The sequence below is a fragment of the Actinosynnema sp. ALI-1.44 genome (assembly GCF_001984155.1).
Classification (GTDB): Bacteria; Actinomycetota; Actinomycetes; order Mycobacteriales; family Pseudonocardiaceae; genus Kibdelosporangium.
Genome location: NZ_MTQO01000030.1, coordinates 66,034 through 80,152, shown reverse-complemented (window position 1 = coordinate 80,152; position 14,119 = coordinate 66,034). Strand labels below are relative to the sequence as shown.

9 protein-coding genes are annotated in these 14,119 nt (G+C 65.6%); 4 read left to right on the top strand and 5 right to left on the bottom strand.

What is annotated here, in order from left to right; genetic code table 11:
- From ALI144C_RS05095 to ALI144C_RS05085, 3 genes are read right to left on the bottom strand one after another with little or no spacing between them, the layout of a single operon-like run.
- On the bottom strand, positions 1–3,423 hold the full coding sequence (locus tag ALI144C_RS05095) for a hypothetical protein (protein WP_076985828.1): 3,423 nt from the start codon (positions 3,421–3,423) through the stop codon (positions 1–3).
- Complete coding sequence (locus ALI144C_RS05090; protein ID WP_143230411.1) at positions 3,410–4,450, bottom strand: hypothetical protein; 1,041 nt, start codon at positions 4,448–4,450, stop codon at positions 3,410–3,412. Before ALI144C_RS05090 ends, ALI144C_RS05095 begins: the two co-directional genes overlap by 14 nt.
- A complete protein-coding gene (locus ALI144C_RS05085; RefSeq protein WP_076985826.1) occupies positions 4,443–6,032 on the bottom strand; it encodes a PD-(D/E)XK nuclease family protein in 1,590 nt (529 codons plus the stop codon). Before ALI144C_RS05085 ends, ALI144C_RS05090 begins: the two co-directional genes overlap by 8 nt.
- A 61-nt stretch (positions 6,033–6,093) precedes the next feature.
- On the opposite strand from ALI144C_RS05085, the gene ALI144C_RS05080 reads away from it, so the two are divergent.
- Complete coding sequence (locus ALI144C_RS05080; protein ID WP_076985825.1) at positions 6,094–6,993, top strand: serine/threonine-protein kinase; 900 nt, start codon at positions 6,094–6,096, stop codon at positions 6,991–6,993.
- Here ALI144C_RS05080 and ALI144C_RS54090 read toward each other — a convergent pair.
- Complete coding sequence (locus ALI144C_RS54090; protein WP_168211169.1) at positions 6,878–9,604, bottom strand: tetratricopeptide repeat protein; 2,727 nt, start codon at positions 9,602–9,604, stop codon at positions 6,878–6,880. The genes ALI144C_RS05080 and ALI144C_RS54090 overlap by 116 nt on opposite strands.
- A 1,621-nt stretch (positions 9,605–11,225) precedes the next feature.
- The gene (locus ALI144C_RS57235; RefSeq protein WP_237773990.1) at positions 11,226–11,555 is read right to left on the bottom strand and encodes a hypothetical protein; all 330 of its coding nucleotides are present in this window, start codon (positions 11,553–11,555) and stop codon (positions 11,226–11,228) included.
- Here ALI144C_RS57235 and ALI144C_RS58895 point away from each other — a divergent pair.
- The 3 genes from ALI144C_RS58895 (at position 11,451) to ALI144C_RS05060 (ending at position 14,070) form a co-directional block, all read left to right on the top strand.
- Entirely contained in the window at positions 11,451–11,945 is a 495-nt protein-coding gene (locus tag ALI144C_RS58895) for an acyl carrier protein (RefSeq protein ID WP_441297532.1), read from the top strand. The two genes, ALI144C_RS57235 and ALI144C_RS58895, sit on opposite strands and share 105 nt — an antisense overlap.
- Positions 11,946–12,037: 92 nt before the next feature.
- Positions 12,038–12,871, top strand: a complete 834-nt coding sequence (locus ALI144C_RS05065) for a hypothetical protein (protein WP_076985822.1) — start codon at positions 12,038–12,040, stop codon at positions 12,869–12,871.
- An 83-nt stretch (positions 12,872–12,954) separates the two neighbouring features.
- Entirely contained in the window at positions 12,955–14,070 is a 1,116-nt protein-coding gene (locus tag ALI144C_RS05060; RefSeq protein ID WP_083752726.1) for an AI-2E family transporter, read from the top strand.
- The last annotated feature ends 49 nt before the right edge of the window (positions 14,071–14,119 follow it).

Genomic DNA, 14,119 nt, shown 5'->3' with positions numbered 1-14,119 from the left:
TTAGTCGGTGAGGGAGCCGAGGCACGCGCCCAGCGCGGCCCACAGCGGCTGATAGAGGGCTTTGACGATGAAGCGCTCGTCGGCGCAGTGGGTGCTGCCCGGACGGAGGTACTGGTCGAGCACGTGGTGGATGTTGACCAGGAGGCTCGTCTCGCGTGTCTCTTTCGCCGTTTGCTTCTCGGCATGCATCGGGACGAACGCCGCATCGACGAACACCACCTTGGCGGGTACCCCACCGCGCACCAGGCGTCCGATGACCTGCCAGATGAGGACGAGCAGGTCCCAGGTCACCGGGTCCAACCGCGTGCCGAGGCGGCTCCAGGCCAGGGGCCGGGCGAGCGCCTTGTACCACTCCTTCCGGCCCAGTGCGCGGACCTCGGCCGCCCCCTCGGCGAGACTGGTCGCGTTGCGCAACACCTCCGCGAAGCCGGTCGGCTCCGCGACGAACCTCAGGATCCAGTCGTTGACGGTGTGCACGGCGAGCATCAGGTCGTCAGGTCGTGGATTCGGCCGGGCGAGGAAGTAGACCGTGCCGATAGCCGCCACCTGGTCCTCGTTGAGGATGTTGTGCCCGCGCTCGACGGCGAGCAGTGGCGCTACGAGGATCTGGGCCGGCGTCTCAAAGAGGGTGTCGACGTCGCCACGGCGCAGGATAGGCGCGTGACTGTCGTCGCCCTCGGGGTGGTCGGCCGTCTCGTAGTCGTCGGAAACGAGGCGGGCCACCTGCCCCCGCCAACGAGGGGCCAGGGTGTGCAGGGTGTCCGCGACGAGCGCGGCCTCCTCGTAGGAACCAACCAGGAGCAGGATCCTCCGCCGGTTCTCGGGCAGCGAGCGGAGCTCGCGTTGAAGTCTGCTACCGCCGTGGTCCTCCTCACCGAGCTTCACCGCCATCCGACGGAGGATTTCGGGGCGTTGCAGCACGCCTGCTCCCGACACCTTGAGCGGCACGCCGTTGTTGTCCTTGAGCAGTTCCACGCGCATGCGGGTGCCACGCACGACTGCCCGGACCTTCGCTGGCGGAGGTTTAATGATCATTCCGACCGGTACCTGGATGTGGTATCGGCTGGAGCTGCCCGCCCAGCTGCTGCCGGACATCAACAGCAGGTTGGTCGGTGGGTGCCCGTCGGCCTCCGGGATCTCCGGTATGCGCCGGAGCAACTCCCGTCCGACCCCACTGCAGCGGAAGTACCGCAACTCGCCGCTCTGCACGCCCTCGTCGGCGCACCCGTGCGGGATGAACTGAAAGCCGAGCAGATTGCCCATCGGCGACTCCGGGACTATCGGACCGTAGTCGCGCGGCCGTTGGTACATCTCGTTGAAGTCGAGCTTGAGTACCGACTCCACTCGTGGCCACATCGCGTTCATCAGCGCCAACTTGGGCTCCAGCGCGCACAGCAGCAACGTGAACTCGAACCGCTCCGCCATCAGCTTCATCCAGGTTTCGGCGTCCGGCGGTTGCTTCGACCGCTTCTGCTTTCCCCTCCGCGCCGACTGCTGGCGACGCGCCGCGTCCAGTCGCCGCCGACGTTCCACCTCAGGGGCGAGGTCGAAGATCCGCACCGTCTCGTCCCGCATCTTCTCGCGGGTGTAGGCCTCGTCCTGGGTGTGCAGCAGCTCGGCGATCAGTGCGACGAGCCGCGGCACCTCGGCGCGTCGCCGGTCACCGAACGGGTTGTCCCGCAGTTCGTCGAGCAACCGGGTGAGGTGGTCGACCGGGTTCCCCGCGACCCTGGCCATCGCCGGGTAGCGCTCCTCAATCAGCCGGAGCTGCAATGTCCACGAGCTGAAGTAACCGACCCGCACCCACTCCCTCAGCTCCTCGCTGCCCACGAGCATCGCGTAGAGGCGATCGGTGGCAGTGGTGATCGTATTGACGGCAGCTGTCCATTTCTCGACGTCCGAGTTGGACAGCTGCATGCGCTCGCCTTCCTGGAGCTGGTTGGTCTTGTGCTTCATCAGGTCGTCCCAGAGCGACCGACTGTCCCCGACTCCGATCAGCGGCGCGGCCGGAGCGAAGAGCGCGTCGAGGTTCATCTGCACCCGGTCTGCTTCGTCCACGATGACCAGGTCGCTGCGCCTGCACGCCACTTCCAGGTAGCGCACTCGTTCGCCGTTCTGGGGCCACGGGACCCGAGCATCGACGAGCCCCGCTGGCGTGGCCACCCACGCTGCTGCCTCGACGAGCTCGTGGGAACTCCGGTGGCGAGGACACCTCACCCAGCACGGGCACACGCGCTTGCCTCGAAGCCAGGTAGTGTGCGAAGCGTCCTCGTCGGTCTTCCCCTTCGCCTGGAGTTGGGTGCAAGGAGCTTGGTTGAACGCCAGCGGTTCTTCGTCGTCGTCCAGCAAGGCGTTGAGAGCACACGACGTGCTCAGGTATTCGAATCCTTGATCGTCGTGTGCCAGCAGGTTCTGTTTCCCTCGCCCGGTGGACCTGCGGTGGAGCCGCCGTGCGTGGCGGTCCTTCCCGTTCGCGCCCAGGACGGGAGCCGCCGAGTCGTCAGTGTGGAGCTTGTACAGCCGTACGAGCTTCAGCACTTCGGCGACATCGCCGACCACCACTGTGACGCGCATGCCCAGGTTGACTAGGTGGACGGTCAGGATGTCGCGGAGCGTGCCCTTCCCCGCGCCTACTATGCCGAGCAGGTGCTGAAGCCGATCGATCGTGAACTTCTGGTGCGGCCTCCTCTTGCGAAAGCTCTTCCCCGAGGGCAGGAACAACTCCACCTCGCCGAGGCGTTCCACCCATCTGCCGCGCTTGGACTCGTCTGCGATCAGGATCTCTTCGAGGTCGTCCATCGTCTCGGCCGTGGCTTCGAGATCCTCCCAGAGGATCTCGATCGGCTTGCCTCCGTTGACCTGCTTGCGGTGCAGGTCGTGCCCGATGGGCAGGTCGAATGCCGACATGTGGGGCAGGACCACTTTGCGATTGCTCCTGCCCACCGGAAAGCGATGCACACCCTCAGTGGCGAAGGTGGGCGGTTCGCCCTCGAACGGCGGTGCGTTGCCGAGCAGTGCGTCGTAGATGTCCCAGCGGTCGTCACCGATCCCTGTCGTGGGCCGCACTGTTGCGGTCCCATCGTTGGACGGGATGCTGAACGCTCGTACGCTCGTGTTCAGGTTTCGATAGTGTTGCATAGCCTCGAGCCAGGAGCTCCGCCTGGACAGGGTCCACAGAGTGAACCGCCCCGACCGCACCGCCTCCGCCGCACCTGGGACGGCGGTCAGACCGCGCGTCGACGCGTACGGGTACCCGCTGAACAGCGTCCAGGCGCTGACCGCCGGCTCGGCGGGTGCGATCTTCGAAAGCAGGTACAACCCGAGTTCGACCTCGCACAAGCGCTCGGCGTCCTTGAGCCGGAGCCCGCCCTTCTCCCGCAGTTGGCGAATCAAGGGCTTGAGGATGCTCCTACCGCTGCGCATCAGCCTTCTCCTTCGTGTTGTTCCGGAGGACGAGCTCCTCGTCCGAGAGCAAGCTGATCTCCGTGTCGTCGGGCAGGGAGTTTTCGAAGGCCCGACGGAACCCGTAGTCGAGGGTGTTGGCCGGGACCACCGCGACGGTGACCCGGTCCCTGACCACCTGCCCGGCCAAGAGGGTGGCGCAGGTGCGGTCGTAGAAACGGACCACGCCATCGGTTCCGTCGAGACGGCCTGCGTAGGTGCCGGTGGCGAGCTGCGACAGGGGCGTGCCCGCGTCCCGCAGTCGTTCGAGGCAACTCTGTTCCACCAGACCGGGAAGTACGAGGAACAGCCGCAGTGCCCGGTGGAGCAATAGGACATCCGCTGCTCTCGGACTATCCGTCACCGGCTTGTCCCGCGGGCAGACTTCGGCTTCACACCAGATGGTGCCGTGCTCGGGGAGTTCGGCGGACAGGGCTGGGAGCCGACAGGTCGGGCACAGAGCGATCTCGCCGGCCGAGATCAATCGGGTCGGCACAGGCTCGTACAGGTGTCGGACAGCCTTCGCCACCGTTATCGACCTCGGGTCGTGGTTCATGAGGTCGAGGTGCCCGGTGTTACTCATCATCACATTGCTCTGCAGGAACGACCGCGCACGGACGACATCGGCGACATCGAGTTCGGCGACGGCCGAGGCGAACAAGCGGTCGGCGAACTCCGCCTGACCGGTGATCTCCATACACGCTCGTGTGGGTGCCCGTGCCACCTTGTGTACGAGACACTGGGTAGGTTCGGCGATTCCGCCGATGCCCATCGCCGCCCATTGGGCGAGAGTTCGCCCAGTGCACAAGAAGACGAGATCCGGGACACCAGCCGGCGGGGTGCGGTTCTCCCGTAGTGCCCACAACACCAGTTGATCGAGTGCGCTCTGCGTCTCCTGCGGGTAGGGCGGAGGCGTCGGGCCGCCGCGATCGCTGTGCGCGGACAACGCAACCACACCGCGGGCGATCTGTGTGAGCAGGCCGGTAGCGTCGGTCGTGGGATCAATCATTACCGGCCCTTCCTCCGACAGCTGCGGTGCACCAGCGCGAGACCTCGCAGTTGCGGCAGTGGTCGCCAGGTTTCGGCGCGAATCGGTCGTCCAGGTGCCAAGGGCGGAAGTGCTCCCGCAGCGAGGACTCTGCCTCCGCCAGGACCCGCGGGGTGTCCGGGTCGAACACAACGAGGTCCACTCCGGACGGTCGTAGCACTTCGAGTTCGACCCTGCCGCGCCCCGGCCCGAGATCGCCGCGTGCCGCGAGGACCACGGCCAGCGCCAGTTGCGGGTAGTAGTCGAACCACCGGGACGGCCTCGCGGTCGACGTCGAGGTCTTGACCTCGCGCCATACCCACGCGCCCCGGTCGCGATAGAGCAGGTCCGGCTTCGCCAACACCACGGTGTCCGCGTCGGTGTCGTGGAACACGATGTCCGGTTCCACCCGCACGTCGGCCAGCGACGCTGCGAGCTTGAGGGGGCACACCTCCGCGTGGTGCCGAAGCAACTCCGCGCCCAGTTCGCGTTCTCTGTCAGGCAGGTCGAACTCGCCAGGAACCCAGTTGTCCGAGACCTTGGAGTCGCAGGGTGACGCTGTTCCGGCGCCGTGGAGGTTCTCCAGGTAACGGTGCACGGCCCGACCACGCTCGGCGGATTCTCCTCGTTCTTTGGACTGGTCCAGCGGTAGCCGCTGCCTGCGGGAGAACTCCTGCGCGGGACAACGCCGGTAGGAGCGGCTGGTCGTCGGGGACCACGCGCGCCGTGGTCTGCGGTCGTCCTGCACACCGAGCACGCCCGCGTAGCGCGGCAGGGCGGGGCACACCGCCGCGAACGGACAGTCCGCGCAGGCCGCCCCAGGTCGATAGTCGAGGCCGCCAGGTGCGTCCACGAGGCCTGCCAGCGCGGGCCTCCCAGCCACGTCGTAGAGGTCGAGTGCGGCCCGCCTCGAACCGTCGAACAAGGTGGTCGTCGTACCGTCGAGCAGTGCGAACTGCCGGATCCGGACGCGTTCTGGGAGTGGCTGGGGCAGCGCCGAAGCGAGGACCAGGGCCGCGACGGCGACTTCCGCCTCCGTCCTCGTCCGCCCGTTCGCCCGGTTGGTGAGCAGTCGGAGCTCGCGGAGGCGGTGGTCTTCCGAGTTGTAGCAGCGTCCCCACACCGAGATCGCGTACCGCTTGGCACCCCGCTGGTCGGGGACGCTCCATTCCCTGAGGTAGCGCCAGTTCTCCCTAACCGGTACTACCTCGGAGTCGTCGGCGAAAGCTTGCAGGTAGCCGAACACTCCGTGCGCGGCCCACTGTTCGACGGATGCATGGACCACTCGGCCAGGCACCGTCGACGCGCAAGCCGTCCGCAGCGCCCAGTCCACCGGCCGTCGGTGGAACTCGATCAGGTCCATCGCCCGCATGAAGGGGCCATTCGCGAAGTTTTCGAGGTATTCGGGTTTCCGGCGCACCAATGTTTCGGCGCGCAACCCCTGTCGCGACGCCATCGCGTCACGGGCGGGGCAACGAAAGCGAGACGGCCCGAGCATGCCTACGGAGACCTTGATGGCGGAGTAGTCGCCTGACACGCCGTCAGGTGGCTGCCATCCAGTCATGTGCACACCTTTCAAGTAGGTTCGGGTGTTAAGAGCACTGTTCGGAAACGGAGCGTTCACCGTGTTCACGTCAGGTCATGTAATCGGCGAGCGTTACCGGGTCCGCTCCGAATTGGGAGAAGGCTCCGGCGGAGAGGTGTATGAAGTTCTGGATCTGCGATCAGGTGCTGTCCTGGCCCTCAAGATCCAGCAACCTCGGTATCTGGAGTCCACCATCTCCTATGGTCTCTACGGCGAGGATGCCCGCCGCGAATTCGAACTGGGCACTTCGCTCGACGGAATCAGCGGTGTCTTGACTCCTCTCGATTTCGGAGATCATCTCGGGCGTGCTTACTTCGTCATGGATCATGTCGACGGATTCGACCTCGGTGAGTTCGTGGGCCGCGCGCAACCCGTCTCCTCGGTTCGCTCCGCCGCAGTGCTCGTACAGTTGTGCACCGTCCTGCACCAGGTCCACTCACGCGGCTTCGTGCATCGGGACATCAAGCTGGAGAACGCGTTGATCTCTCCGCGTGGTGTGGTCACGCTGATCGACCTGGGAAGTTCCGTGCCTTCCGGTGAAGAGCCTGAGATGCTTGCGGGTACTTTTGGTTATCTCGCCCCGGAAGCTGCCTCCCGCGGAGTCGTCGAAACCAGTCTCGACATTTTTTCTGCGGGGTGCTTGCTGTTCCGGATGCTGAGCATGGAGTTTCCGTTCCTCAACGAGACCGGTTACGCGATGGCTCGTCGCCCGCTTCCGGTCGACAAGCTCGTGAACGTCGACCCTGTTGTGCGGCGGCTCTGTGTCGCGATGCTCGAATGGGATCCGGCGGACCGACCTACGGCAGTCGAGGTCCGCGATGAGCTCAGTGCCGTTCTGCAGGACGCGTCTTTTCCAGTTCCGCCGAGGCTGAGCCACGACCCAATGCGTTGGTGGTGGGAGCAGCTCCAGCGGCAGGAGCGTTTCCCCATGTCGTCGTGAGACCTTCGACTGCGGCTAGCCCCTTCTCGTCCGCCAGTTCCGAGTAGAGCTCGCGCGCACGCTCGAGAGCGGCCTGTCCTTCGATCGCCCGGTGATCGGCGAACAGGACTTCGGCCAGGCGCACCTGGGTCGGCGCCTCGCGGTTGGCCCGGTCCAGCTTCCGGTACTCGGCGACGGCCGTGTCGAACACAGCTGCGGCACGACCGAGGTTGCCTTCCTCGGCGTGCACCCTCCCCAGGATCACCATGGCGTTGGCCCGGGCATTTACGTCGAGAACCTCTTCGTAGATCGCCAGCGCCGCCGTCACGTGCTCGTCGGCTTCGGTGAGCTGGCCGAGGTCGACGAGCATCATCGCCAGACCGGAAAGTGCATCCGCCTCGCCCAGCCGCTCGCCGAGTTCGCGGAAGACTTCCAAAGCCAGTCGGTACTCGGACACCGCACCGGCGAAGTCGTTCTCCTCGCCTCGCAGCACCGCCAACCCGATGTGCCCGTAGGCCGCCCCGTAGCGGTCACCCGCGTCCCGGCTCAGTTGGAGGGCCCTGGCCTGCGCTCCCCGAGCTCTGGGGGACCGCATCCCACGACGGGAGCCCGCTAGGAGTCTGTACACGAAGGCTTCGTCCGCCGCTGTCGGTACTGCGCTCACATCACCTTTCTCGCGCAGCCGCTCCACCGCCTTTCCTGCGTGTTCCAGGATGCGCTCTGCCTCGTGGTAATGGTTGCGGTGCCACAGGTAGGTGGCAAAGACAGTCGGGAGCAGCCAGGTGTGGTGGTCGTCGCCGATCTCGACGGCGTGGTCGACGGCTCTGCTGATCGTTGCCTGCTCCCGCTCGAACCACTGGGTCGCCTGGTCGATCGTGGTGACTCGGACGATGGGCAGGTCGGCGGAAATGCCGACCGGGAGCCTCCGGCCGGGTACTAGCACCTGGTCACAGGCCCAAGCGTTCTGTAGCAGGTGGCTCAGTAGTCGTTGGCTGGTCCGATCCCGTGCCTGGCTGTCCAGCGTGTCGAACTGTTCCAGCGCGAACGTCCGGATCAGGTCGTGGACGCGGAACCGCTCGAACTCGGGTTCTTCGAGAAGGTGCAAAGCGGAGAGTTCGCCAATCCTGGCCCTGACGTCGGGTTCGGCGATGGCGGCGATTGCGGCCAAGTCGATGGTCGGGCCGGGGTGATAAGCAATGAGGCAGAGCAAGGTCTTGGCGTCGGCGCTCAGACGGTCGTAGGAATACGACAGGACCGTACGCATGTCGAGGTTCTCTTCCCCGGCCAGCTTCAACGTGTCGAGGCGGGTCCGCTGTTCCCGCAGGCCATCGCGGATACCCCGGAGCACACCTTTGTTTTCTGGCCGGTTCCTGATCGTGGCGGCGACGATCGCGAGCGCGAGGGCCAGTCCGCCGGCGAAGCGGGCGATGTCCACCACCAGCGGGTTGCCGTCAGCCCGGAGACTTGCAAGGCGTGCGAGGACGTCACATGCGGTGTTCTCGTCGAACGGCTCGACCAGGCACTGGACAGCTCCCTCGTACAAGACGAGACCGTCGAGCCGCATCCTGCTGGTAATCAGGGCTGTGCAGCCGATCCCGGGCAGCAGCGGTCGGACTTGGTCGGCGTTGCGGGCGTTGTCCAGGACGACGAGCAGCTTCCTGCCTGCGGTCGCCGTGCGGAAGGTGGAGATCATCCCGTCCAGCGTGCGGACGGGCGAGGCCACCCCAAGTTCGACGAGGAACTGTTCGAGCACCTCTTGCGGCCGAGCTGCTTCCTTGGGGCCGAACCCTCGCAACTCGGCGTAAAGAGTCCCGCCGCCGAAGTGTTCCCTCCTCGAACCTGCCCACGACCTCGCGAGCTGGGACTTGCCCACCCCCGCCATGCCGTGGAGCACCACTACCGCGGCACGGCGCTCGTTTGCGCCGAGTAGGCGTTCGTCCAGTTCTTGCTCGAGCGGCCCACGGCAGTGCAGTTCCACGTGCTGCCCAGGGAGTTGTTTCGGCACGACCGGTTCGAGCCAGGTGGAGCCGGGCGGGGTTAGTTCGTTCCTCAACTCCTCCAGTTGACCGCCGTCGTCGCCATGATCACGAATGCAGTCCTGGACGAACTGCACCGCCTCGGACGGTCTGCCCAAGTTGATCAGGTTCATTGCCTTGAGCGTGACCAACGCGGGTGCACCCGGCCACTGGTCCAGTGCCTTCCGGAGCTCCCGGTCGAACTCCTGCTCCTCCTTGCAGTCCTGCAGGGCGTGGAGGAAGTCGACGATGGTGCTCAGCCACTCGTTGTCCAGCAGCTTCCGTTCGGCGTCCAGGTCGTAGCCGTCCCACTCCGGGCCCGTCAGCGGCGTTCCCTGCCACTCCGCCAGGGCGGCTCGGAGGAGATCTAGTCGCTCGCGCCCAGACGTGAACTTGGCTGCGGTCACCTTGCGCCTGACCCGGAGGATGTCGACGTTATCAGGGTTGAGCCTCAGCACGCACTTTCCCCGGACATGAAGTATCTGATCAACTTCAGGCAGGACTTTGCGCAGTTCCTGGGTTGCCTCGGAGACCGACTTGGCAGGACCGTGCGGCCACAGGGCATTGGCGATCCGGGAATTCGGCGCTGCCAGGCCGGGCGAGAGCACGGCGATCACGAGCACGACCCTGGACCGAGACCCGATGGCGACTATTGTTTCGCCCCGATGCACTGCGAACTGCCCGAGCAAGTGGATCCGCACTACCTCTCCTACGGGTGAGAACTGCTGTTCCAACAGGTTGGCGACTGGCACGACCAGATTCTGCCGCCGATGACCAAAGCCTCGACCCATACTTCACCCATACTTTCCGCCGGCGCGGATGGCGACAGGTGTGCCAAGCTCCGCTCCAAGCCGATCGGAAGATCCGGTCCAATCCCGTACCGGCCGGCGAAATTTCCAGAAATCCTAGGAGAAAACCCATGACGAACACCAGGGCGACCTGCTCCAACGGCAAACGCCTCAAGCGGTCGTGGCCCCCGCGCGGGGTGCCGAAGAGGGGATCCCGCAGGCCTGAAGTCGCTCCGGCCACCCCCGACAGGCAGGCGAAGACCATTGTGATCCGCCGGCGCATGCCGGTGCGACGCCACCAGGGGAGGTAGGTCAAACTCGCTGCCAATGGCAGTGGAATGCACCTGATCTGGAAGCGACACGCCGTCCGCACTCCGATTCATTCGATCGTGTGAGACGTGATGACACTTCGCAGGTGTCGAAGTGTGGGCGATGCCAGATCAGCCCGGTTCGACCGCCCCCTCCTGCATGGCGGGAGGCCCGTTGGTTGCCGTAACAACGGGCCTCCCGCTACTTCAACAGAAGCGCAATGCCGCGCCCCGACGACTCCGAGGCGTAACAGTTCCACCTGAGCGCAAATTAGCTCGCCGAGTTGACCAGAATCTGTCCAGTTTTTGACAACAAATGACTCATGACTAAGTCATCCTACGTCGGCACTGGTTGGCGATGTTCGCCGTCACCCCAGTGGCCATTCTGGCCTGGCACCGTCGACTGATCAGCAGGAAATGGAACCACAGCGACCGTCGATGCCCTGGCCGGGCCACCGACCGCCGCAGCAGTCACGAAGCTCGTCATCCGCATGGTCGGCGACGGACCGGAACCCAATGCCACTTAGCCTAAGGCCGCGTCGGCGTTCTGGCCCCCCGCGGGTGCTGCTCGTTCTCCTTCATCGGCAGCATCATTCGTTTTGAACTCTGCTCGAACGATCTTGACGAGTCGTCGAGCTGGCGTGGCGCCAATCCCTAGCCGGACCCGCAGAGTGTCAGCAGATCTCGGCTTCTGGTGGGCTGCCCCATGAGCTGTGTCCTCCTGCCTTGCCTGTACTAGAAGCACCTCCAGCGAACGGCGGCGAGACGCCCGCCGATCAAGCTCTGACGGACTCAGGTCCATGCGCCCACGCTCGAATTGAGTCGAAGCGTGAACCAACTCCTCGACTTCGACTTTTGCTGCTCGGTGGCGACCACCCCTCGGCAACGGCGGCAGTTTCTGGAAGGCGGGAAGCACCGATCGCCTGTAAGAAGCCTGTTCCAACCTCAGCCAACCGATCAAGAGAAGTGGTCCGACGCCGTGAGGTGGCCGATGGGGTTCCAGGCAGGAACATCAACAGCCAGGCGTCGCTACTCACACCTGGTAGGTGTCTTCGAGTACCAGTCGCCCGGCTGTCGGGGTTGCCCATGTTTTGCGTGCCCCCGGAAGCCGCCGCAGCAACCCGCTACATCCTTCCAACCGGTCAGCAATCCGGCCCAACCACTGTGCGTCGGCCGATGGCACGACCTTGTACTCGCCGGTCCAGCGCACGATCGGCGAGCCGCCGATGGCAACCGGTCACGACGGGGAATTCATGCGCAGGCTCTACCCGCACCTGACCACACCGCGGCTGGGTGAGTTGATCGGCGGCGAGCACACTGTGGACGACGAATACGACGACCTCATCGACCGGCTGCGTGAAGCGTCGGTGGAGGACGCGATCGCGGTGACCGCTGACACCATCGTGACCACGCTGGCCGAGGTACTCGGCGTCGCTCCCGACCGCATCGACCGCAATCGACCACTGGATCAACTCGGTGTCGACTCACTCATGGGCGCGGAGCTGATCGCCAAGATGCGTCGCCGTTTGGCAGGGAAGTTCCGCTCATGCGCATCGTCGCCAGCAGCGGCATCGACGACCTGGCCAGGTCACTGGTCACCTACTTCAAGGGCGAGGACGCCCAGTGACTGCAACCCGGACCGTTGTTCGCCACTTCCCGCTCTCTACCGGAGGCGAACGCATCGATACCGACGAACGCGCCTACGGCCTGAGCCTACGCACGGTGCCGGACCCGGCCGGGCCCGACACAGCCACGCTGTTTCGTCTCCTGCGCGAAGGCAGCGAAGAACAAGTGCACGCCCACCCGCACGGGTTGTGCTCGGTCTCTCTGGCCACACCCGGAGCTGGGGCAAGCCGTGCTGAGGCCGACACCGTTCGTCCGGGGCGGTGACCGGCGGTGGCCAGACCGGGAACCAACGACCCGGTGTGGGGCGCCTGGCTGCCACACTTGACGGATGGCCCTCGGATACATCTTCGCTGTGCTCGCGGCGCTGGCGTCAGGCAGCGGCTCGATCCTGCAATCCCTCGGTGTCCGCCGTGCCGGAGTATTCGGCGGTACGTCCCTGGGTCTGGTCGCGCTTCGACGTCAGCCCATCTACTTCCTCGGTCTGGGAACGGACCTGGTGGGGTTCCTCTTCGCTGCCGCGGCCCTGCGGCGTCTGCCGTTGTTCCTGGTCCAGTCGCTGCTCGCGTTCAGCATCGGGGTGACGGCCACGATCGCTGCCTTCATGGGCACTCGCCTGGCCGGTTCGGGATGGGTCGCGTTGGGTATCGGTGCGACCGGGTTGGTCCTGTTGGGTGTGTCCGCCGACCCGAGCTCTGCTCGGGTCCTGCCGCCCGGATGGCAGTGGTTGCTGCTCGGTGTGGCGGTGCCGGTGGTAGTGATCGCCTTCTACGTCAAGCGCCACGATCGCGTCTGGGCCGCTCCAGTGCTGGCGTTCGGCGCCGGCCTGAGCCTCAGCGTCGTCGGCATCGCGGCGCGAACGCTGCCTGTTCCGCACTCGGTGTGGGATCTGGTCCTGGCGCCGTCGGTCTGGGCCATCATGCTCAACGGGCTCACCGCGGCGGTGGTGTTCGCGATGGCATTGCAGAAAGGCGGCCCGACCGCCGTCACCGCGGTCATGTTCACCACCAACACGACACTGTCCTCGCTCATCGGGCTTATCTACCTCGACGACCGGGTCCGCGACGGTTTCACCGCGCCCGCAGTCGCCGGATTCGTCCTGGCCATCGGCGGAGCGGTCGGAGTGGCGCACTACGCGGCGGCTGCTGCCCGCCGGCAAGTCTAGGATCGGTGTGCATCCTGTTGAGCCGCTCCAGACTCTGGCGGCATGTGTGCGTTCCCGTCACATTCCGGTCGAGAGGTACCACAGTGGAAACTTCAGACGCCACCCCGCTGCACGACCCTTCCGAACGTCCGATCGTGCCGAGATCCCTCCAGGTGAGCGCCGCGCTGGGCTGGCGGCTGTTGGTGGTCGCCGCGACCCTGGCCGTGATCGGTATCGTCGTCGGCTACCTCGCGGCGGTCGTTGTCCCGGTCGCGATCGCTTTGTTGCTGGCCGCGTTGCTGGCGCCCGCTGTCGGATATCTCGTCAAGCGCAAGGTACCCCGCTGGCTGGCAGCTGCCCTGGTCCTCGTCGGCGGGCTGGCGGTGCTCGGCGGACTGCTCACGTTCGTGATCATCACCTTCATCAATGGCCTGCCAGCGCTGCAAATCCAGCTCTCCCACACCATCGATGCCATCGGCAACTGGCTCACCACCGGTCCGCTGCACCTGAGTGACGAGCAAGTGCGGTCCTTCTTCGACACCCTCGTGACCACGCTGACCAACACGCAAACCGGCGTCACGTCCGGTGCCCTGACCACCGCGGCGACCATCGGCGAGATCCTGGCCCAGATGCTGTTGATCCTGTTCGTGCTGATCTTCCTGCTCTACGACGGCCACCGTATCTGGGCGTTCCTGCTGCGCGCCGCACCGGACCGGATCCGCGCCCGAACGGATGTGGCCGGTCGCCGTGGCCTGTCCGCTCTGGTCAGCTACGTGCGCGCGACCATCGCGGTGGCCACAGTGGACGCCGTCGGTGCCGGGGTCGGGATGGTCATCCTCGGCGTCCCACTTGCGATCCCCCTGGCCGCATTGGTCTTCCTCGGCGCGTTCATCCCGATCATCGGCGGCGTCGTCGCCGGCGGGATCGCCGTACTGATCGCCCTCGTCGCCAACGGTCCTGTACCGGCGCTGGTCCTGCTTGGCATCGTCATCGGCGTCCAGCAACTGGAGGCTCATGTACTGCAACCCCTGCTGCTCGGCCGAGCCGTCAACCTCCACCCCCTCGCCGTGGTGCTCGCCATCGCGATCGGACTGGTCGCGGCCGGCATCGCCGGGGCACTGTTGGCGGTCCCCTTGCTGGCCGTACTGAACGCGGGCATCCGCTCCCTGCGCGGCGGCGAAGACGAAAACACCAAGCCCACCGACGTTCCCCAGAAGTGAGGACGATATCGATGACACCGAACTGTCCTGAGAAGAGAACCAACCAGTT

What these genes read in the sequence shown, in the direction of transcription:
- ALI144C_RS05095 (WP_076985828.1), bottom strand. Translation starts at nt 3,423, where the DNA reads ATGCGCAGCGGTAGGAGCATCCTCAAGCCCTTGATTCGCCAACTGCGG.
- ALI144C_RS05090 (WP_143230411.1), bottom strand. Translation starts at nt 4,450, where the DNA reads ATGATTGATCCCACGACCGACGCTACCGGCCTGCTCACACAGATCGCC.
- ALI144C_RS05085 (WP_076985826.1), bottom strand. Translation starts at nt 6,032, where the DNA reads ATGACTGGATGGCAGCCACCTGACGGCGTGTCAGGCGACTACTCCGCC.
- ALI144C_RS05065 (WP_076985822.1), top strand. Translation starts at nt 12,038, where the DNA reads ATGGCCCTCGGATACATCTTCGCTGTGCTCGCGGCGCTGGCGTCAGGC.